The following is a 19701-nucleotide window of genomic DNA, read 5'->3' on the forward strand; positions in this document are numbered from 1 at the left end:
CGCCCGTCTCCAACTCGTCAACGCCTTCTCAGCTCCGGCTCCGCGATGACTTCGCCGTCGTCGTGGCCACGTTGCCGTCGACGGCGACGGATAGATGACCGGTTTGCCGGTTCCGCTACGTCAACACTGACGTCAAAGTGGCTGATCGATGGGGGTAGCGGACTCCACGCCTCGGACAAGACCAGCTCCGCGACCTCATGACGCAAGCCGCGCGCCCGGAGACGAGCGCAACGCTCGGCCAGGGCAGTTTCGGTGATCACTGGCATCTGCTGCCGATAGAGAGCAGTGAATGCCAGTGATCAGGTCGACTGTCCGACCGCCGCCCGTCTCAGCTCGAGGTATCGCTCGTGGAAGTCCCGCGCGTACCCCGTCTCGGCATGTCGCGCCGTCAGCACCGCATCCAGGTCCCCGGCCCTCGCGAGGACGGACTTCACGTACCTCGGTGATGCGAGGGCCTGCCGTCCGAGGTCGACGGCTGCGTCCGGCTCGCCGAGGTGAGCGACGGCCAGGGCGAGGTCGATCCGTACGATCGCCTCTCTGCTGGGAGAGCGGTCCTTCGCGGGACCGCTCTCGCTCGCGGCGAGAGCGGCTTCCGCCTGTCGCCGCGCCTTCCGGTAGTCCCCCAGCCAGAGGGACGCCGAAGCCGGGTGCGCGGCCATCGCGTAGTCCGCCAACGCGCGGCTTTCGATGCCGTGGTGGACGGGAGCCCGGACAGGCAGGCGGTCGTACAGGTCAGCGGCTTCTTGAAGCAGGTCCTCACAACCATCGCGGTGCCCAAGCCGGGCGTGCGCCCGCGCGGCCTGGGCACGCAGGCGGACGGCGACGGGGTGGCGTTCGGGGGCTCTGGTGATGCCTTTGTGGGCGGCGGCGACGGCCCGGTCGGGGCGGTCGGTGTAGGTGGCGATCGAGGCGAGGGCGTCGGCGGCCCAGGCGCACAGTTCGTCGTGACCGGCCTGGTCGGCATGCTCGAAGGAGTCGATCGCGTACGCCTCGGCGGTCAGCGGGTGGCCTAGGTCATGGGCGAGCCAGGCCAGCAGTTCCGACAGCCAGGCCGCCCAGACATACAGCTCACGACCCTGCTTGAGCGTGTGCGGGCCACGGATCAGCTCCTGCACCCGGGCCCGGTAGGCGCGGGCGACCGCGAAGACCTCAGCGGGCGGCTCGGTCACGTAGGACCGGTCGATGGCGGCGACGGCCGCCTGCAGGTGATCAAAGGTTCCGGCCCCCACCGCCGAAGCCCCGGCGAGCCGCGTGAACTCCATCGCTTCACCGGCGGCCTCACCGAGCACGGCCGCCAGCGCGGCGGGCGCGAGCGTGGCGGCGAGACCGACGCGTAGTGCGTCGCGGCGCTTCGTGGCATCCACCTCCCACCCTGAGCCTGCGCCGCCCTCACCGCCCACGGCCAGGCCCAAATGCGATGGATGCCCGAACAGTTCCTCTTCGGTCATGCCGTACGCCGTGGCATAGGCCGCCGTCCAGTCGCGGGGGAAGTGTTCACCCTTCTCCCAGCCGAGGATCTGCCGGACCAGCGAGGTCACGGGCGGATACGGCACACCGGCGGCCTTATGCAGCCGGCGCGCCATCTCGTGCTTGTTCCACGAACGTCGCTCCCGCTCCGTTCTTAACCGTTCAGCCCACCACGGCAGCGCCTCTTCACCGGCCATGACCTCGTCCTCCGGCCCACCCCGAGTCCGGACACCCTCAGTGTCCATGCGATGTCGCCCAGTATCGGTCTTCTGGCGGATCGGCGCAGCGACTTCACTCAAGGTCACCGACGAACACGAAAGGTGACGCATCGATGTCGAGTTCTCCCCCTGCGGGTCCGGTGACGCCGGCGTCCGTCGACGCTCGTGCGGCGCAGCTCACCGGACGGCTGGCGGACGCGTTGACCGCACGCGGATTGCGCGCCCGCGTCGGGCAGGGCGCCCGGGTGCTGGCGAGCAATCCCGCCGGTGAGCCGCCGGACGACGACCACCGCGCGAAGGTCCTGAGTCCCGGGCTGCGGCAGACCGTGGTGTGCGGGGTCGGCCGCGACGGGCGGCTGATGTGGTTCTGGCAATGGTCGGGCCCCACTCGCGAGTCGCCGCCGGAGTACGAGCCGCTCTGCGCGGCGGACGACATCTCCCACGCGGCGGACAGGATCGCCTACGTTCTGCGGCTCGGCGGGCCGTCCCAGGAGGCGGAGCGGTGACGCGCGCGGCGGCCCGTACCCGGCGGCCTTCTCAGGCGTCGGGCAGCGCGGGCCGGAATCAGCGCGCAGAGGCGGTCGCGACGAGTCTGCAGAGCGCGTACGGCGGCTGGGTCATCATCTGGTCGCCCTGGCGGCAGGCGTTCACCGCGTTCTGCGCGATCAGCACCGAACGGGTGATCATCGATGAGGCGTCCGTGTCCGGGCTGCTGCGGCGGATCGGCGAGGTCGAGCTGGCCGCGAGGACGCCCGGCCGCGGCGCGGACGACGCGGTGCGGCGGGCGGCCGAGACGATGCGGGACCGCATCGTCGGCGGTGACTGGCCGCCCGGCCGGAAGATCCTTTCCTGCGACGAGCTCGCCCCGATCCTCCGGGTCGACCGGCGGGCCGTCCATCAGGCGCTGTCGCACCTCGAGCGGATCGGGTACCTGAGGACGGTCCCCGGCAAGGGCATCTACGTTCGGCGGCCTGCGGACTGGCCCTGACGGCCTCCTCAAAGCCGCCAGGACGGCGGGTGTCCGGACTACCTCTTCCGGACGTGCGGCGCGGACGCGGACGCCGCCCCGAGGCGTGAGTCTCAGGGCGGCGTCCGCGGATCACTTGAAGGGCAGCGAGGCCGGCGGAGAGGGCTTCTTCTGCGTCCAGCCGGAGCTCCGCGCCAACGAGTAGCGGATCACGAATCCCGGCTTCCGGGTGTGGTACTCGGCGCCCGGCTTCACCAGGACCTGCTGGTCTCCGAGGTACGCGCCGGTGTGCGGGTCGAAGAGCAGTTCCTCACGGGCGATGTAGCCGACCTTCTCCCAGCGCGGCTTCCCGTCCTTGCCGCGGCCTGCGGGACGGCTGTCGGTCCAGTCCGCGCCGATCGCGATGGCACGCCGCCCGAGCGGGTCGGTGACCGTTCCGAGGCTCCGCACGCCAGGCTGCGCGGCGACGGTACGCATCAGGGCGGCGTGCACCTTCGGCGGCAGCGGAGCGTTGGCGAACGCCTCGCCGGCCTGCAGGACCACGTGCGCGGGGTCGCTGGCCCACTTCGTCCCGGCGGGGTCGACCTTCGCCCGCATGGGATTCCTGACAGTGACCAGGAATGTCTCTTTGAGCGTGGCCGAGTCCGTCGGCAGCTTCTGCAGATCCGCCGGGCTCAGCTCACGGGCGGCGTGCGGGACGAAGAACTTCCCGCCCGTCTCGTGCGGCACGTCCGCCTTCCACCGGCCCGCCTTCGTCGTCAACGTGTCGTAGTGGTCTCCGACCCAGACCTGGAAGCTCGTCGGTGCGCCCGCCCTGCGCCAGGCGGCCTGGTCCTCCTTGGTGACCGGCCGGGTGGGCAGGTCGCGGCCGTAGTACAGATGGCCTCCGCCGGCCTTCAGCGCGGTCCACTCGAACGTCTCGGAGTGTGCGCCGGTCATCGCGTAGCCGCCCTTGACGATGAGGGACAGGCCATGAATCTGATCGGTGAACCAGTAGTTACCGGTGGGAAGCTTCTCCGCCTCCTCGGCGGCGGCCAGCAGGACGGACCGGCCGTCGAGGGGCGTGGACCTCGGCCCGCCCGGCGCGGGGGCGTGCCCGCCGGCATCGACCGTCAGCGCGACCGCCGTGACGGCGGCCGTTCCGGCCAGAACGGCCGGGATCAGCATCCGTCGGCGTCGCCGCTTGAGCCTGGTCTCGCGTGGCTGGGTGAACGCCCGGTTCAGTTCCGCGGTCCGAACCGCGTCGTCGATCGGTCCATCGCCGCCGAGGTGGGCGGGCCGGGCCTCGGCCAGCCGCCGCATGAGGTCGTTCATCGCCACTCCATCTCGATCGCCGTGGCCTGCCGGTGCTGTCTCTGAGGGGCTGCGGTGCTCATCGCCGCGGCCAAGCGCCTGCGCGCCCGGTGCAGCCGTACGCGCAGCGCGGCCGTGCTGCAGCCGACGACGCGGGCCGCCTCGCGGGGGCTCAGTCCCTGCCAGGAGACGAGCGTCAGCACCTCCCGGTCGCCGTCGGGCAGTTCGGTGAGGGCGCGCAGCATCGTCATCCGGTCGACGACGCCGTCGGCGACGTCGGACTCGGCCTCTCGCATCCAGGTCCGCAGCTCGGCGGCGAGGGAGTCCCGCCGCGTCTGCGCTCGTACGGAGTCCCGGATGACGTTCCGGGCCACGCCGAGCAGCCACGGCAGCGAGGCCGCCGGCATCTCCGCGAAGCGCCGCCACGCCACCATGAACGTCTCGCTCACGACCTCATCGGCGGCCTGACCGCCGACACGAGAGGCTGCGTACGCCCACACCCGCATTCGATACGCGTCGTACAGTTCGGTGAACCGTGCTCTGTCGTCATCCACTCGCTCTCCCGTGACTGGGGGCTTGTTCACGACGAAGTGGCCGCAGAACGACGAGAGTTACGACGATGATCGAGAAACCGGCCGACCGCACGCCGCGCCGGGCCACGCCGGGCCACCCGTGATCACTGGCATCTGCTGCTCATAGAGGGCAGCGATGACCAGTGATCATGTCGCCTGACGTCGGCGCCGGCCCGCCACCGGCGGACCACACCTAGCGCGGCTTACGGCGGTCAGAGTTCCGGGGGTGGGGCGGCGCCGTGGTCGGCGTCGGGCGGGCCCCAGGGGAGGCCGTGGCGCTCGCAGGCGCGGCGCAGCTCGCCCAGGTCCGGCGGGAAGGACACCCGGCGCAGCACCCGGCCCACCGGGCTCCACACGACGAGCCGGGGCGCCTCGGACTCGTCGATGCCCACGCCGCCGAGCGCCTGTCGTGTCACGCTCCATTCGGTCCGTCCGAGGCGCGTCACCGAGGAGATTCCCGACGCGGAGATGCGCAGCTGGGGCCGGTTCCGGTCGTACAGCCACGTGCCCGCGAGCCCGAGGACGAGTCCGGTCGGCGCGGCCCACGACAGTGAGGTCCAGAACCCGCCGAGGTCGCCGCGCAGCCAGATCGATCCGAGGACGGCGACGAGCTCGCAGAGCGTCGCGGTGACGGCGTAGGCCAGCACGCGGGTGCGCCGGGGCACGTCGAGCTGCACCGGCGGCAGGGTCTCGTCCTCCTCCTGCGTGAGGGTGATCGAGGGGTCCAGGGCCGCCTCGATGCGGGTCATGGAGCCGTGGAAGGCCGCGTTGACGTACGCGTCGTACTCCGCGTCGGTGATCGGCAACTGCATCCGACGCGCGGACTCGCGCAGGTCCGTGCGGGAGATGCGCAGCATCGACAGCGGCGCGGCGAGGAACTCGTCGCCGTCGTCGTCGTACATGCGCAGCCAGGCGTGGCCGTCGACGGTGAGGAGCTCCATGCCGCCGATGCGGTCGCGCGGCATCCGCAGGATGACGTCGCCCGCGCCGTCGGCCCAGCCGATGCCGTCCTCGTCGACGACGAGGCGGCCGCCGGGCACGCGCGCGAAGATGTCCGGCAGGCCCGCCAGCCCGTACTGCGACGGCCGGCGCGCGCCCTGGTCGGGCGTGACGACCTGGTAGCCGCGTTCGCTGAGCGCGTGCGTGAGCTGGAAGACGTCCAGGCCCTGGGCGGGGAGCCGCGCCAGCACCTGCAGCCGGTGGCCGAACACGGTCACGACGGTGTGCCGTCCGGTCAGCGCGCCCGACACGGGGTCGACGGCCGTTCCCGGGCCGACGACGACGGCGGCGACGTGGTCGGCGCGGACCCGCCACTCGGCGACCGTGGCGTGCCGAACGCGCAGCTCCGTGGGGCTGATGGACCAGGACAGCGGCGCGCTGGTCAGCCGCCGGCGGCGGGCACCGAGGACCGCGACCGCGCCGACGACCGCCCACAGGCCGCCCATGACCCGGTCGCCGAGGCCGAGCGCGCCGTCGAGCGCGATCCGGGCGAGCATCGTCAGGGCCAGCAGCGCGAGGAGGAGCCCGAGCGCCACCGCACGGCGCCGGCCGGTGACCGGGTTGCCCAGCGTGGCGGGCGTGGTCTGCACGGCCGGATACGGCTCGTGCGCGACGGCCAGCAGCGTCGCCTCCTGGTCGCGCAGGCGCTGTTCGGCGCGGCGGCCGAGCGCGCGGGGCGCGTCCTCCTCGGCGGGCAGGTCGCCCTCGTCGAACACCGAACGGTCACCGTCGATGACGTGGGTGGTGATGCCCAGCCGGCGGGCGGTCATGTAGAACGTCAGCGGGTCGAAGCCCATGTCGGTGAGCGTGCCGGCGGTGGTCGAGCCGAACTTGTGGAAGATCGTCAGGATCTCGTCGTCGGCGGTGACGCTGAACTCCTCGATCCGGTCCCGTTCGTACGCCTCGACCACCGAGCCGTCGGCCGCGAGACGTTCGAGACCCGCCGCGGACAGCCGCCAGACGCCGGTACGGCGCGCCCGCAGGCCGAGCAGCCACGGCATGGCGTTGCAGGCGACGATGACGCCTGCCCACACGGCGGGGTTGGAGATCGGCAACAGGGCCACCAGCAGGGACAACAGCGCGAACGGGCCGGGGGCGACCGGACGCGACCGCCGTACGGGGGCCCGAAGGCCGATCAGCTCGAGGTCCACGAGAAGAGATCGTGACACGTCACCGTCCCATTCGTCATGACGCTCGTCTGCGAGCGAACACCACAACACCGGCCAGGGCGAGCGCCCCGACGACCACTAGGCCCAGCATTCCGCGGCCCGGCTTCATTCCGTCCCCGGTCCCGTCCGCGGGGCTCGCGCGCCCTTTGGACTTCGGCGTCGGGGACGGCAGCGCCTCCTTCGGCACGGGCTCCCGCCACAGCGGCTGCCGTACGCCCTCGCCGCTGAACAGCAGCGACCTGCCGTCGGCGGTGTACGTGATCCCCTCGCCGAGCTTCTGGTCCGGCACCTTCACCCCGGTCAGCTCCTTGCCGGGCGCGGTGTAGATCTCGGCGTCCCAGTAGCCGCGGATGACGAACGTCCGCCCGTCGGGGGCGTACGCCCCGTCGGTCGCGTACAGCGGGGCGTCACCGACGTGGCGCATGACGTTGAAGCCGCTCGTGCTGAGCTTCTTCGGCCCCTCGTACAGCGATCCGCCGAACTCCTTGCTCGCGACGTAGAGCCGGTTCGTCCGCGGATCGATCATCAGCGTCTCGGCGTTGTGCGACCCGTCCTCGAACTTGATCCGGTACGCGGTGGCGCGCACGGTCTGCGTGCGGATCGTCCTCGGCTCCGGGATGCGGTAGACGGTCGAGTACGGCTGGTCCTTGAGGTTGTCGCCGATGTCGCCGACGTACAGGTCACCGTCGGCGCCGATCGCCATCGCCTCCCAGTCGCGGTTGCGCGCCCCGCCGAGGGTGATCGCGGCCCGGACCTCGCAGTCGTCGATCCCGAGCGCGAAGAGCCGCGGCGACCCGCCCGAGTCGTTGAACGTGTAGACGATGCCCGGATGGCGGCGGCTCGCGGCCAGGCCGCTGGACTCGTCGATGCGCGGGTCGTCGATCGTGCAGAGCCGCTTGGCGCCCTCGGCGACCGCCCGCGCGTCGGCCTGGGCGGGCACGGCCCACAGCAGCGGGCCGCCCGCCGCGACGACGGCGGCGAGCGTACGTGCGCGCGCCTCTCGTGCGGGGGACCCGCCCCGGCGCGGCCGCCTCAATGGAGCAGCGTGCCCAGTACGACGGCGAAGACGAGCGCGGCCAGAACGGTCGGCAACAGCCATCGAGGAGCACGGTTCACACGCCGAGCCTATGCGCTCCGGTGCGAGATTCGAGCAGCCCCCGCCCCCGGTGTCGCCACCGGACGGCCGGTCAGCGGTCCCTCACCCTCCGCAACCGGGCCGGATCGATCTCCACGGCGAACGGCCGCGTCAGTCCGACCGGCTCCTGCGAGGCGACGACCTCCCGGTACGCCCCGTCGACCAGTTCGAAGGCGGTCAGCCTCGGGACGGGTACGAGCTCGGCGACCCAGTAGTGCGGGATGTCCGCCTCGGCGTAGGCCTCGAGCTTCTCTCCGAAGTCACGGTTGCGGCTCTGCCTGCTTCCGCTGATCTCCACGACGAGCGCCACGTCGGCCGCGTCGTACACCTCCGGCTCCGCCTCGAAGGCGTCCAGGGTCACCGCCACCAGGTCGGGGACCTTCAGCCAGTCGTCCCGCCGATGAGTGACGACCTCCACCGTCGGCAGGACCTGGTATCCGGTGGTCCGGGCAGGCGCCTGGAGGACGAAGGCGAGGTGCAGCAGGGCCGCCTGGTCGGGGGACGCGGGAGGGGGGCTGACGATCAGGACCCCGTCGTCTATCTCGTACCGGTAGAGATCGTCCTCCGCAGGTCGGCGGAGATCCTCGACGGTCCACCGACCGCAATGCTCCGCGAACGAAATCGACACCCCGTATCCCTCTATACGACTCGTTGTGATTGGTGCGCTACAGAACGTACCGGAGAATCGTTCGGTGGGTCGGCCGGACCTGTCAGTGATTTCGGGCAGTATGACGACGTGGCGGACGCAGAGGCGGCTTCACCGGGAACGCGGGTACTGGAGGCCGTACTCGAGCGGATCACCTTCGCCAGCGAGGACACCGGGTACACCGTCGCCCGAGTGGCCCCATCGGGGGCGGCGGGGCGTGGCCACGGGGGTGAAGCACACCGGAGCAGCTCGGAGCTGCTGACGGTCGTGGGGCCGCTGCTGGGCGCGCAGGTCGGGGAGAGCCTGCGGCTGACGGGGCGGTGGACCTCGCATCCGAAGTACGGCCGCCAGTTCGAGGCGGTGTCGTACACCACCGTGCTGCCCGCGACCGTCCAGGGCATCCGCAAGTACCTCGGGTCCGGCCTGATCAAGGGGATCGGCCCGGTCATGGCGGACCGGATGGTCGAGCACTTCGGCACCGACATCCTGCGGGTGATCGAGGAGGAGCCCGAGCGCCTGGTCGAGGTGTACGGCCTGGGGCCGAAGCGCTCGGGCCGCATCGCCGCCGCGTGGGAGGAGCAGAAGGCCATCAAGGAGGTGATGGTCTTCCTCCAGGGACACGGCGTGTCCACGTCGCTGGCGGTACGGATCTACAAGCAGTACGGGGACGAATCGATCTCGGTGGTGCGGAAGGAGCCGTACCGCCTGGCCGCCGACGTCTGGGGCATCGGGTTCAAGACCGCGGACACGATCGCGCGGGCCGTCGGCATCCCGCACGACAGCCCGGAGCGCGTCAAGGCGGGGCTGGCGTACACGCTGTCCCAGGCGGCCGACAACGGGCACTGCTACCTGCCCGAGCCCAACCTGATCACCGAGGCGACCAAGATCCTGGAGGTGCCGCGCGAGCTGGTCGGCCCGTGCCTGGAGGAGGCGGTCGCGGCCGAGGAGGTGATCCGCGAACGGGTCACGGCCGAGAACGGCGAGATCCCGGCGGTGTACCTGCCGCCCTTCCAGCGCGCCGAACGCTCCCTGGCCACCGGGCTGCTGGAACTGCTACGCACCGGCACGGACCGGCTGCCCGGCTTCCGCGACGTCGACTGGGACAAGGCGCTCGGCTGGCTGCGGCAGCGGACCGGAACCGGCCTCGCCCCCGAGCAGGAGGACGCCGTACGCCTGGCGCTGACCGAGAAGGTCGCCGTGCTGACCGGCGGCCCCGGCTGCGGGAAGAGCTTCACCGTACGGTCCGTCGTCGAGCTGGCCCGGGCCAGGCGCGCGAAGGTCGTGCTGGTCGCGCCCACGGGACGGGCGGCGAAGCGGCTGGCGGAGCTGACCGGCCACGAGGCGGCGACGGTGCACCGGCTGCTGCAGTTGCAGCCCGGCGGCGACCCGAAGTTCGACCGCGACAACCCGCTCGACGCGGACCTGGTCGTCGTCGACGAGTCCTCGATGGTCGACGTCATCCTCGCGAACAAGCTGGTCAAGGCGATCCCGCGCGGTGCGCACCTGCTGCTCGTCGGGGACGTCGACCAGCTCCCGTCCGTGGGCGCCGGGGAGGTGCTGCGCGACCTCCTGGCCGCGGACGCGATCCCCCGCGTACGCCTCACCAAGATCTTCCGGCAGGCACAGCAGTCCGGGATCGTGGTCAACGCACATCGGATCAACGCCGGACAGTTCCCGCAGACGCGCGGCTTCCCGGACTTCTTCCTGTTCCCGTGCGAGGAGGCCGAGGCGACCGCGGAGCTTACCGTGGAGATCGTGGCGGAGCGGATCCCGCGCCGGTTCGGACTGGACCCGCGCCGGGACGTCCAGGTGCTCGCGCCGATGCACCGCGGCCCGGCCGGCGCGGGCAGCCTCAACACGCTCCTGCAGGAGGCGCTCACGCCGCACCGCGACGGGCGGCCCGAGCGGCGGTACGGCGGGCGGGTGTTCCGCGTCGGCGACAAGGTCACCCAGTTGCGGAACAACTACGACAAGGGCGCCGCCGGGGTCTTCAACGGCACGGTGGGCGTGGTGACCGGCCTGTCCCTGGAGGAGCAGACGCTCAGCGTGCGCACCGACGAGGACGAGGAGGTCGACTACGACTTCGCCGAGCTGGACGAGCTCGCCCACGCGTACGCGGTGACGATCCACCGCTCTCAGGGCAGCGAGTACCCGGCCGTGGTCATCCCGCTGACGACGAGCTCCTGGATGATGCTGCAGCGCAACCTGCTCTACACCGCCGTCACCCGCGCCAAGAAGCTGGTCGTGCTGGCCGGCTCCCCCAGGGCCCTGGCCGCCGCCGTCCGCACGGCGGGCGCCGGCCGCCGCCACACCGCCCTCGACCACCGCCTCCGCCCCGACGCCTGACGCCGATGCGAAGGCTCGGCGAAGGAGCGGCTGAAACGGTGATTCTTCGCGAATCTCCGCCCTTACCGGCTCCTTCGCCGAGCATCGCGTACGCCGCCCGGCCGCTAGCGCAGGAACCCCTCGTAGGAGTGCTGCTGCAGCCGGCTCTCGATCTGCTTCACGGTGTCCAGCGCGACGCCGACGACGATCAGGAGGCTCGTCCCCCCGAACGGGAAGTCCTGCGTGGCTCCGAACAGCGACAGCGCGAGCATCGGGATGAGCGAGATCAACCCGAGGTAGAGCGCGCCGGGCGCGGTGATCCGGGTGAGCACGTAGTCGAGGTATCCGGCGGTCGGCCGTCCCGGGCGGATCCCGGGAACGAACCCGCCGTACTTCTTCATGTTGTCGGCGATCTCGGTCGGATTGAAGGTGATCGCGACGTAGAAGTACGTGAAGAACACGATCAGCCCGAACAGCGTGACCATGTGCCAGGGGTCGTCCTGCCGGGTGAGCGGGGCGAGCGTCCGGTTCAGGAAGGCGTTCCCGGGCCAGAGCCGCGCCGCGAGCGTCGGTACGGACAGCAGCGACGATGCGAAGATCGCCGGGATCACGCCGGCCTGGTTGACCTTCAGCGGAATGTAGGTCGACGTCCCGCCGTACGATCGCCGGCCCACCACCCGCTTGGCGTACTGGACCGGGATGCGCCGCTGGGCCTGCTCGACGAAGACCACTCCGGCCATCACCGCCAGGCTCGTCAGCGTCACCAGGGTGAAGGTGAACCCGCCCTTCCTGGTGTAGATGTTCCAGAACTCCGTCGGGAAGACGGCGACGACCTGAGTGAAGATCAGGATGGACATGCCGTTGCCGATGCCCCGCTCGGTGATCAGCTCGCCGAGCCACATGATGACGGCCGTACCGGCGACCATGCAGGTCACCATCGTGACGACGGTGAGGACCCCCATGTCGTGCAGGATCCGCTGCCCGCAGCCGGGGAAGAGGTTCCCGGACGCCGCCATCGCCACGACCGTGGCGCCCTGCAGGATCGCCAGCGCGACCGTGAGGTAGCGGGTGTACTGAGTGATCTTCGCGGTGCCGGCCTGCCCCTCCTTCTTCAGCGTCTCCAGACGCGGGATCACCGTCGTCAGCAACTGCAGGATGATGCTGGCGGTGACGTACGGGTAGATGCCCAGGGCCATGACCGAGAGCTTGAGCAGGGCGCCCCCGCTGAACAGGTTGACCAGGCTCAAGACGTCGGCGCGGTCGCCATGGGCCGCGGCCTGCGCGCACGCCTTCACGGCCGACACGTCGACGCCCGGCGCGGGCAGGTTCTGGCCGAACCGGAACACCACGATGATGCCGAGCGTGAACAGCAGTTTCCGGCGCAGGTCAGGGGTCCGGCAGGCTCGCAGGAAGGGGGTCAGCATCCGCCCTCCCGGGGAGAGGCGGCCTCAAGGCCGGTACGGCGGGCGGACGACGATCGGGGCAACGCGAGTGATCCGGCGAGCACCGAGCGCGCTCGCCGCAGGGTTGTACGAGAGATGACATGCCTCCACACGGGAACGCCGCGGCCGTCGAAGGACGCCGCGGTCGACGAACGGGAACGTCAGGAACCCGTGTGCGGAGGAGGACCGCGGAGACTGACCGCGGACAGGAAGACGGCCGACGGCGTGACCGTGCGCGCCGCGACGACGGCGGTGATCGCGCGCCGGACCACGCGGACGCGATCCGCGACCGCCGATACCGCCGCGCCCGGCCCGGCCCCACCGGCCTTCGCCGAGACGGCGCCCAGCCGGCCTCGTCCAGCGACCGCCGAAACGGTGCCCGGGCCGTCCTCGTCCGGAACGGCGAGGGCGCCGGCGCTCGACGTACGAGACGGGGCCGTCGTTCCTCGGTCGCCCGGCGTGTCCGCCGGGGCCGCGCGGGAGTGCTTGGAGCGCCGGCTTCGGTCGAGGGCGGCCACGGTGGCCGCCGACCCACCGGTCCCAGCGGCGTTGGCGGTCTCCCCGACGCGGATGACCTCGGCGACGGCGGTTCCCGGAATCGCCGAGAGCACGACGGTGATGACGAAACCGAAGAATCCGGCCAGTAGCGTCAGTAGCCGTCGCCGGAGCCCGGTGTGGCTCTTCACGCCCACCCCCGCCGGCCGTCCGCCCCGCCCTGTTCCGACCGGCGGCATTCAGCGCGCGCATCGGCCGATCGTCGATCACGATAATCCGCGATCGCGCACGACGTCCACGTTTCGCCCGAGGCCCGGATGAACCCCCAGGTGGCGACCACGCCTGGCGACGGCCACCACACGACGTGCCGTTGGCCGCCGTCTTGCCGCCGCGAGCCGTGTCTCGGGCCGTAGCCGAGCGAAACGCTCGGTGAACAGGCCACCGGACCGGGTGTTTTCCGGCGTACCGCCGCCGATCGGCACCGCTTCACCGAGATTCGGGTCCGCCTCCGGGCCGACGGTGCAACCGAGCCCGGCCCGCCGGGGTTCTTGGGACGGCAGCGCACGACCGGTGCACCAGAGGGGTGCTCGGGCGCTGACGCGACAAGAAGGGTCCGGATCCCATGAGCCCTCACGAAGACGTCCGCACCGTGCTCGATGAGTTCTTCGCGGCGGAGGCCGCCTATATCTCCGCGGGCGGCCCTGGCGTCGCCGACTTCGGCGGCATGGCCGCGCATCTCGACCCCGACGTCGTGATGCACCAGGCGCCCACGCTGCCCTACGGCGGCGTGTGGCGTGGTCACGACGGCATGGAGCGCTTCATGGCTGCGATGAGCCGCGCCTGGCGGTCACTCGAGTTCCTCGAAAGACGGCAGTGGACGGACGGTGACACCGTCATCGTCTCCAACCACGGCAGGCTGACCGCCCGCGCCACCGGCCGGTCGATCGAGACGACGGTGCTCCAGGTGTTCACCGTCCGCGACCGCCTCATCGCGGAGATCCGCCCCTTCTACTGGGACACCGCCGCGGTCAACGAAACCCTGCGGACGGCCGTGTCCACCGGCGTCACGGCGTGACGTCGACTCCCCCACTCACCAGGAACAGAAAGAGGACGAGCATGTCCCGTCTTACCGGCAAGGTCGCTCTGGTCACCGGCGGCAGCCGCGGCATCGGCGCGGCGGTCGCCTACCGGCTCGCCCACGAGGGCGCCGACGTGGCGATCACCTACGTGAGCTCCGACGAACAGGCCCAGCAGGTGGTGACGAAGATCGAGGCGACGGGTCGGCGCGGGATGGCCGTCCAGGCCGACGCGGCGGACCCGCAGGCGGTCGTGGGCGCGGTGGACCGGGTCGCGGCCGAGCTGGGCCGCCTCGACATCCTGGTGAACAACGCGGGCATCCCGGGCCGGGCACGTGTGAGGTCAGGCTGGAGCCGATGTTGACGATCCGCCCGCCGTCGCCGAGGTGCCGGGCGGCCGCCTGCGACGCGAGGAACACGCCTCGGACGTTCACGGCGAGCGCTTGGTCGACCTGCTCCAGCGACAGGTCCTCCAGCGGGCCGATCACCCCGGATGAGCGTCTACGCCATGAGCAAGTCCGCCCTGGTCGGTCTGACGAAGGGCCTGGCGCGTGAGCTCGGCGGGCGCGGCGTCACGGTCAACGCGCTGCACTGCGGGGCGGTGGACACCGACATGAACCCCGTGGACGGCCCGTTCGCCGAGGGACAGCGGGCTCTCACCGCCGTCGGCCGCTTCGGCACCCCCGACGAGATCGCCGGCATGGTCGCCTACCTCACCGGCGACGAGGCCGGATACGTCACCGGCACCGCGCTGACCATCGACGGCGGTCACGCCGCCTGACCCACCGCCGCCCACCACTCGGGCCGCGTGGGCGGCCGTCATCGCCATCCCCGCTGGGCCGCGCGGGCAGCCGTCGTGGCCTCCCCCGCTCGGGCCGTTCACCTGCTGAACCGATACGTTCTCAGTAGCGGTGAGTAGGCCCGAGCGGGGCCGCGGGTGAGATTGTGAGAGCGCATGGAGCTGGTGCATTCGGGCAAGGTCCGCGACGTCTACGCGGACGGCGACGACCTGATCCTCGTCGCGACCGACCGGGTGAGCGTGTACGACGTGGTGCTCCCGACGCCCATCCCCGACAAGGGGAAGATCCTGACCCAGCTGTCGCTGTGGTGGTTCGAGCGGCTCGCCGATGTCATGCCCAACCATGTGATCTCCGCCGACGACGTGCCGGCCGAGTGGGCCGGGCGGGCGATCCGCTGCCGCCGGCTGGAGATGCTGCCGGTCGAGTTCATCGCGCGGGGCTATCTGACCGGTCTGGGCCTGAAGGAGTACCAGAAGCAGGGGACGGTGTCCGGGGTGGCGCTCCCACCGGGGCTCGTCGAGGCGTCTCGGCTGCCGGAGCCGGTGTTCACGCCCACCACGAAGGCGACTGCCGGGCACGACGAGTTCATCACCTTCGACGAGGTCGTCCGGGAGATCGGCCCGGAGACCGCGGAGCGGCTGCGGGACGCGACTCTGGAGATCTACCGGCGCGGAGCGGAGCTGGCCGCCGAGCGGGGCATCATCATCGCGGACACGAAGCTGGAGTTCGGCCGCGCGCCGGACGGCACGCTGGTGCTCGCCGACGAGCTGCTGACCTCCGACTCCTCCCGCTTCTGGCCGGCCGACGAGTGGGAGCCCGGCCGCCCGCAGCACTCCCTGGACAAGCAGTTCGTCCGCGACTGGTCGTCGACGGTGACCGGCTGGGACCGCACCCCTCCGGGCCCGGAGATCCCCGCCGACGTGGTCACCGCGACCAAGGCCCGCTACATCGAGCTGTACGAGCGGATCACCGGCTCATCCTGGCCGTCGGCCTGACGTCTGTGCGCCACCGGCACCGATTGCACCGGTGACTCCGCGATCAGGCGGGCGTACCCCGCGACGGCCTGGACGGCCGACGGTCCGCCCGGTGGGCGTGGGCGTCATCCTGCGCCGGGCTCGGCGAGCGGCCACGAGTGCAGGGTCTCGTAGCGCGCCTCGCGGCCGAGGTGGCTGCGGATGAGGTGGATCTCACCGGCCGTCCACAGGCTGCCCTCGTAGTCGCCCAGCTCGGAGACGAGGGGCCGCAGGTCCACGGGGCCGCGGGCACGGGCCATCGTGAGATGCGGGTGGAAACGCTTCCCCTCGTCGACGTCGATGCCCTCCCGGCGTGCGGCGGCCGCGCACGAATCGGCGAGGCGCCTCAGGTCGGACTCCAGACCGGTCCACAGCACCCGGGCGGACGCCGGACGCGGGAAGGCGCCCGCGCCCGCGAATATCGCGGTCCGGCGCGGGTGCCGACCGGCGGCGCGTTCGAGCCTGGGCAGCAGCCGCGGCACGATCCGCTCGTCGACCTCGCCGTAGAACGCCAGCGTCACGTGCCAGGACGGGCGGCGCGTCCAGCGCAGGTCCGGGTGGGCGGCCCGGTGCGGGGCGAAGGCGGCCTCCACCTCGTCGAGTACGGTCTCCGGCGGCAGCAGCGCGACGAAAAGCCTCACGGACGCCAGCCTCTCACCCCGTCACCGGCGGCTCTCTCGGCCCGGCCACAGGGCCACCTCGCGGCGACCCGCCCGTACGGCTCACCTTGTGGCGAGCGGCCGGCCCACCCCTACGGTCACCTCGTAGCGAGCCGCCGGCCTGACCGTACGGCTCACCTTGTGGCGAGCAGTTCCCGGAGGCGGCCCGCTCGTACGGCGTCGAGCGCGGGGCGCGGGGCCATGAGGATGATGACCCCGATGACGGCCGCGAGGGACACGACTCCGCCGATGATCAGGCTCGACCGCGGTCCGAAGATCTCGGCCAGCCAGCCGATCAGCGGCGAGCCGATCGGCGAGCTGCCCGCGAACACGAGCATGTACAGGCCCATGACCCGGCCGCGCATCTCCGCCGGCACGCTGAGCTGCATGACGGCGTTGGCGGCCGTGTTGAAGGTCAGCAGCGCCATGCCCGTGGGGACCAGCAGGACGAGGAAGGACACGTAGTTCGGCATCAGGCCGGACGCGATCTCCAGGACGGCGAAGAGCGTCGCGGCGCCGAAGAGCAGGCGCATCCGCAGGTTCCTGCGGCGGGCGGCCAGCAGCGACCCCGACAGCGCGCCGACGGCCAGCATGGTCGAGGCGAAGCCGAACGAGGACGCGCCGCTGTGGAACACCTGGCGGCTCATCAGCGCCGTCGTCATCTGGAAGTTCATGCCGAACGCCGCGACGAACAGCACCAGGGTCAGCACCATGACCAGGTCACGGCGCTGCCGGACGTACTGCAGCCCTTCGCGCAACTGGCCCTTGGCCCGGGGAACCGGCGCCTTGAGGTGCAGCTCATCCTCGCGCATCAAGTAGAGGCCGAGCAGCACGGCGCCGAAGGATCCGGCGTTGACGAGGAAGACCGGAGCGGTGCCGATGGCGGCGATCAGCACGCCGGCGACGGCCGGGCCGAGGATTCGCGCCATGTTGAAGATGGCGCTGTTCAGCGCGATCGCGTTGGCCAGGTCGGCGGGGCCCACCATCTCGACCGCGAAGGTCTGCCGGGTCGGGTTGTCCACGACGGTGGCCATGCCGAGGCCGAACGCGAGGGCGTAGACGTGCCATACCTGGGCGGTGCCGGTGAGCGCGAGCAGGCCGAGCACCAGGGCCAGCGCGCCCATCACCGCCTGGGTGACCATGAGCACGCGCCGCTTGCGGTACCGGTCGGCCAGCACGCCGCCGTACAGCCCGAACAGCAGCAGCGGCAGGAACTGCAGGCCCGTGGTGATGCCGAGCGCCGCGCCGCTGCCGTGGGTCAGGTCGAGGACCAGCCAGTCCTGCGCGACCCGCTGCATCCAGGTGCCGGTGTTGGAGACGACCTGGCCGCCGGCGAACAGCCGGTAGTTGCGGTTGCGCAGCGACCGGAAGAGGCTCAGACCTTGCTGAGGCGCTCCAGGATCGGCGCCGCCTGGCGCAGGATCTCCTGCTCCTCGGGGGTCAGCTCCGCCAGCCGCTGGGCCAGCCACGCCTCCTTGCGGCGCCGCTCCTCCTTCAGGAGCCGCTCGCCCTCCTCCGTCACGTTCAGGATGACCTGACGCCGATCCGTCGGATGCGGGCTGCGGGTCAGCAGGCCGCGTTCCTCCAGCGCCGCGATCACGCGGGTCATCGAGGGGGGTTGCACCTTCTCGTGCTCCGCCAACTCGCCGGGTGTCAGCGAGGCGTGCCGCGAGACCGCGCCGAGCGCGGCGAGCTGGGTGGCGCTCAGCGACCCCGCCTGAGCTCGCATTCGTCGGGACAGCCTGCTTACGGAGACGCGCAGGGCGGCTGCCAGGCCCGCACGGCTTCTGGTCTGTGAAGTTGGCATGTTCTTTAGCATGAGTCATTACTTTTGCTAACGATACGCGCGTGTCTCGCATTCCGCAATCTCGTTAGCAAAGCGTACGACTCTGCCCTCCTCCCGGAGAACGGCACAACGTGCCACCGATCGCCGAGCCCTGCCGTCGACGAACCGCCCCGGCGAGCACCTTGCCCCGGAAGGTAACGCACCAGGTCACCGCGTAACAGAGCAGGGTTCGACAAAACCGGCGACACGCCTCGATCTCCCTCGAACGCCCACGTCACCCGGCGGCGTCGGACCTGGCGATCCCAGTGATCAACCGGGCCGGTTACGCTGATTGCCATGAGTCCCGAGCGGCGTCACGTCCCGGAACCGATCAAGACCAACGACGTCCTGACCGCCGCCGCCGGCGCGGCGGCGTTCGCCGTGGCGTTCATCGTGCTCCTGCTCGTCCCGCTGCCCGCCCGCGACCACTGGTGGCGCTGGGTCTGCGTGACCGGCTTCGCGATGGGCGTCTTCGGCTGCTGGTACATCCCGCGCCTCCAGCGGGCCCGCGAAGCCGCCGCCCACCGCCACGCCCACACACCCGAAGCCTGATCGCGGCGTCCCGCCACGCTCCCCCCACCCCGCGAGAGGGCGGGAACGGCCGCCTGAGATGCCGTTCCCGCCTACGTTGAGTACCTACCCGATCGACCGACGGTATTCCTCCGAGTCGTGCGTCAGCGGAAGACGGCGGCGTTGCGGTGCGCCCAGGCCGCGAAGGGACGGGGCGCGCGGCCGAGGACGCGCTCGACGTCGGGGCTGACGCGCTGCTCCTCGGGAGTCGGCTCACCGAGGATGGCGAGGGTCGTCTCGGCCACCGGCTCGGGCATGAACCGCACCATCTGCGCGAGGGCCTCGTCGCGGGTCTGCTCGACGAACCGGATCGGCTCGCCGATCGCGGCGCCGATCGCCTCCGCCTGCTCCCGGGGCGTGACGGGGGCGGGGCCGGTCAGCGTGTAGACCCGCCCGGTGTGGCCGTCCTCGCGCAGGACCGCGGCGGCGACCTCGGCGACGTCGTCCGGATCGACGGTCGGCAGGCCGACACCGGCGAACGGCGCGGCGATGGTCCGCTGCGTACGGACCGGTTCGGCCCAGGCGTACCTGTTGGAGTCGAGGCCGCCGGGCCGCAGGATCGTCCAGTCCATGCCCGACTCCCGGACGGCGTCCTCGATGGACCGCATCACGGCCCCGTGGGAGGGCGACTCCGGCCGGGTCGCGACGCCCTGGGAGGACAGCAGCACCACCCGCGTGACGCCGCCGGCCTTGGCGGCGTCGAGGATGTCCCGCGTGTTGAGCTGGTCCGCGCTGGCACCGCCGTTCTGCAGGAACAGCGCGTCGGCGCCGTCGAAGACGGGGAGGAGGCCGTCCGGAGCGGTCAGGTCCGCCCGGCGGTGCCGGACACCCTGCGGCACGTCGGCCTCCGAGATCCCGCGGGACGTCGCCCGCACCTGCTCACCGGCCTCCGCGAGGATCCGCACGAGGGACCGGCCGACGTTGCCGGTTGCGCCTGTCACCACGATCATGTCGATCTCCAGAAAGTTAGTTAGTTGACTGACTAAGCAAGACGGTAGCACGGTTCCCGGGGGCGCTGTCTATAGTCAGT

20 protein-coding genes and 1 pseudogene are annotated in these 19701 nt (G+C 71.4%); 8 read left to right on the forward strand and 13 right to left on the reverse strand.

All coding sequences use genetic code 11. From position 1 onward, the window contains the following. Positions 1–299 precede the first annotated feature (299 nt). Positions 300–1664: a hypothetical protein gene (locus AB0L00_RS09475; RefSeq protein WP_364430689.1), complete on the reverse strand. Its 1365-nt coding sequence runs from the start codon at positions 1662–1664 to the stop codon at positions 300–302. Positions 1665–1798: 134 nt separating this feature from the next. Between AB0L00_RS09475 and AB0L00_RS09480 the strand changes: the two genes are divergently transcribed. Together AB0L00_RS09480 and AB0L00_RS09485 are read left to right on the forward strand one after the other, a co-directional pair. Next, the gene (locus AB0L00_RS09480) at positions 1799–2191 is read left to right on the forward strand and encodes a hypothetical protein (protein ID WP_364430692.1); all 393 of its coding nucleotides are present in this window, start codon (positions 1799–1801) and stop codon (positions 2189–2191) included. Then, positions 2188–2673, forward strand: a complete 486-nt coding sequence (locus AB0L00_RS09485; RefSeq protein WP_364430695.1) for a GntR family transcriptional regulator — start codon at positions 2188–2190, stop codon at positions 2671–2673. Before AB0L00_RS09480 ends, AB0L00_RS09485 begins: the two co-directional genes overlap by 4 nt. 111 nt (positions 2674–2784) lie before the next feature. On the opposite strand, the gene AB0L00_RS09490 is transcribed toward AB0L00_RS09485, so the two are convergent. The 5 genes from AB0L00_RS09490 to AB0L00_RS09510 form a co-directional block, all read right to left on the reverse strand. Further along, positions 2785–3966, reverse strand: coding sequence for a CU044_5270 family protein (locus tag AB0L00_RS09490; RefSeq protein WP_364430698.1), 1182 nt, complete (start codon positions 3964–3966; stop codon positions 2785–2787). Continuing rightward, positions 3963–4499: a sigma-70 family RNA polymerase sigma factor gene (locus AB0L00_RS09495; RefSeq protein WP_364430701.1), complete on the reverse strand. Its 537-nt coding sequence runs from the start codon at positions 4497–4499 to the stop codon at positions 3963–3965. Before AB0L00_RS09495 ends, AB0L00_RS09490 begins: the two co-directional genes overlap by 4 nt. Positions 4500–4729: 230 nt before the next feature. Then, positions 4730–6667, reverse strand: a complete 1938-nt coding sequence (locus tag AB0L00_RS09500) for a hypothetical protein (RefSeq protein WP_364430703.1) — start codon at positions 6665–6667, stop codon at positions 4730–4732. A 34-nt stretch (positions 6668–6701) separates the two neighbouring features. Beyond that, on the reverse strand, positions 6702–7721 hold the full coding sequence (locus tag AB0L00_RS09505; RefSeq protein ID WP_364430706.1) for a hypothetical protein: 1020 nt from the start codon (positions 7719–7721) through the stop codon (positions 6702–6704). A 151-nt stretch (positions 7722–7872) separates the two neighbouring features. Further along, positions 7873–8448: a Uma2 family endonuclease gene (locus tag AB0L00_RS09510; RefSeq protein WP_364430709.1), complete on the reverse strand. Its 576-nt coding sequence runs from the start codon at positions 8446–8448 to the stop codon at positions 7873–7875. Positions 8449–8556: 108 nt separating this feature from the next. Between AB0L00_RS09510 and AB0L00_RS09515 the strand changes: the two genes are divergently transcribed. Then, positions 8557–10812 (forward strand): ATP-dependent RecD-like DNA helicase, encoded by a 2256-nt coding sequence (locus AB0L00_RS09515; RefSeq protein ID WP_364430712.1) that lies wholly within the window; start codon positions 8557–8559, stop codon positions 10810–10812. A gap of 104 nt (positions 10813–10916) precedes the next feature. On the opposite strand, the gene secY is transcribed toward AB0L00_RS09515, so the two are convergent. Both secY and AB0L00_RS09525 read right to left on the reverse strand, forming a co-directional pair. Further along, complete coding sequence (secY, locus tag AB0L00_RS09520) at positions 10917–12215, reverse strand: preprotein translocase subunit SecY (RefSeq protein WP_364430714.1); 1299 nt, start codon at positions 12213–12215, stop codon at positions 10917–10919. Positions 12216–12394: 179 nt separating this feature from the next. Further along, positions 12395–12919: a hypothetical protein gene (locus tag AB0L00_RS09525; RefSeq protein WP_364430717.1), complete on the reverse strand. Its 525-nt coding sequence runs from the start codon at positions 12917–12919 to the stop codon at positions 12395–12397. A 431-nt stretch (positions 12920–13350) separates the two neighbouring features. On the opposite strand from AB0L00_RS09525, the gene AB0L00_RS09530 reads away from it, so the two are divergent. Beyond that, complete coding sequence (locus AB0L00_RS09530; protein ID WP_364430720.1) at positions 13351–13803, forward strand: nuclear transport factor 2 family protein; 453 nt, start codon at positions 13351–13353, stop codon at positions 13801–13803. Positions 13804–13844: 41 nt separating this feature from the next. Next, on the forward strand, positions 13845–14168 hold the full coding sequence (locus AB0L00_RS09535) for an SDR family NAD(P)-dependent oxidoreductase (RefSeq protein WP_364430723.1): 324 nt from the start codon (positions 13845–13847) through the stop codon (positions 14166–14168). A gap of 19 nt (positions 14169–14187) precedes the next feature. On the opposite strand, the pseudogene AB0L00_RS09540 reads toward AB0L00_RS09535, so the two are convergent. Further along, positions 14188–14292, reverse strand: a pseudogene (locus AB0L00_RS09540) (oxidoreductase); the annotation flags it as partial. A gap of 5 nt (positions 14293–14297) precedes the next feature. Here AB0L00_RS09540 and AB0L00_RS09545 point away from each other — a divergent pair. Both AB0L00_RS09545 and AB0L00_RS09550 read left to right on the forward strand, forming a co-directional pair. Next, positions 14298–14585 (forward strand): SDR family oxidoreductase, encoded by a 288-nt coding sequence (locus AB0L00_RS09545; RefSeq protein ID WP_364430726.1) that lies wholly within the window; start codon positions 14298–14300, stop codon positions 14583–14585. A gap of 174 nt (positions 14586–14759) precedes the next feature. After that, positions 14760–15599 (forward strand): phosphoribosylaminoimidazolesuccinocarboxamide synthase, encoded by an 840-nt coding sequence (locus AB0L00_RS09550; protein ID WP_364430729.1) that lies wholly within the window; start codon positions 14760–14762, stop codon positions 15597–15599. Between the two features lie 104 nt (positions 15600–15703). On the opposite strand, the gene thpR is transcribed toward AB0L00_RS09550, so the two are convergent. The 3 genes from thpR to AB0L00_RS09565 form a co-directional block, all read right to left on the reverse strand. Next, positions 15704–16258, reverse strand: coding sequence for an RNA 2',3'-cyclic phosphodiesterase (thpR, locus tag AB0L00_RS09555; RefSeq protein ID WP_364430732.1), 555 nt, complete (start codon positions 16256–16258; stop codon positions 15704–15706). Positions 16259–16410: 152 nt separating this feature from the next. After that, positions 16411–17655 (reverse strand): MFS transporter, encoded by a 1245-nt coding sequence (locus tag AB0L00_RS09560; protein ID WP_364431605.1) that lies wholly within the window; start codon positions 17653–17655, stop codon positions 16411–16413. Continuing rightward, positions 17652–18095 carry a MarR family transcriptional regulator gene (locus AB0L00_RS09565; RefSeq protein WP_364430734.1) on the reverse strand — a complete coding sequence of 148 codons (444 nt, stop codon included), beginning with the start codon at positions 18093–18095 and terminating at the stop codon, positions 17652–17654. The genes AB0L00_RS09560 and AB0L00_RS09565 overlap by 4 nt, the downstream gene beginning before the upstream one ends. Positions 18096–18398: 303 nt before the next feature. On the opposite strand from AB0L00_RS09565, the gene AB0L00_RS09570 reads away from it, so the two are divergent. Continuing rightward, complete coding sequence (locus AB0L00_RS09570) at positions 18399–18653, forward strand: DUF2530 domain-containing protein (protein WP_364430737.1); 255 nt, start codon at positions 18399–18401, stop codon at positions 18651–18653. 122 nt (positions 18654–18775) lie between these two features. Here the strand turns inward: AB0L00_RS09570 and AB0L00_RS09575 are convergent, their stop codons facing one another. Then, positions 18776–19621 (reverse strand): NAD(P)H-binding protein, encoded by an 846-nt coding sequence (locus tag AB0L00_RS09575; RefSeq protein ID WP_364430740.1) that lies wholly within the window; start codon positions 19619–19621, stop codon positions 18776–18778. Positions 19622–19701: the final 80 nt, after the last annotated feature.

The organism is Actinoallomurus sp. NPDC052308 (genome assembly GCF_040679195.1).
Classification (GTDB): Bacteria; Actinomycetota; Actinomycetes; order Streptosporangiales; family Streptosporangiaceae; genus Actinoallomurus; species Actinoallomurus liliacearum.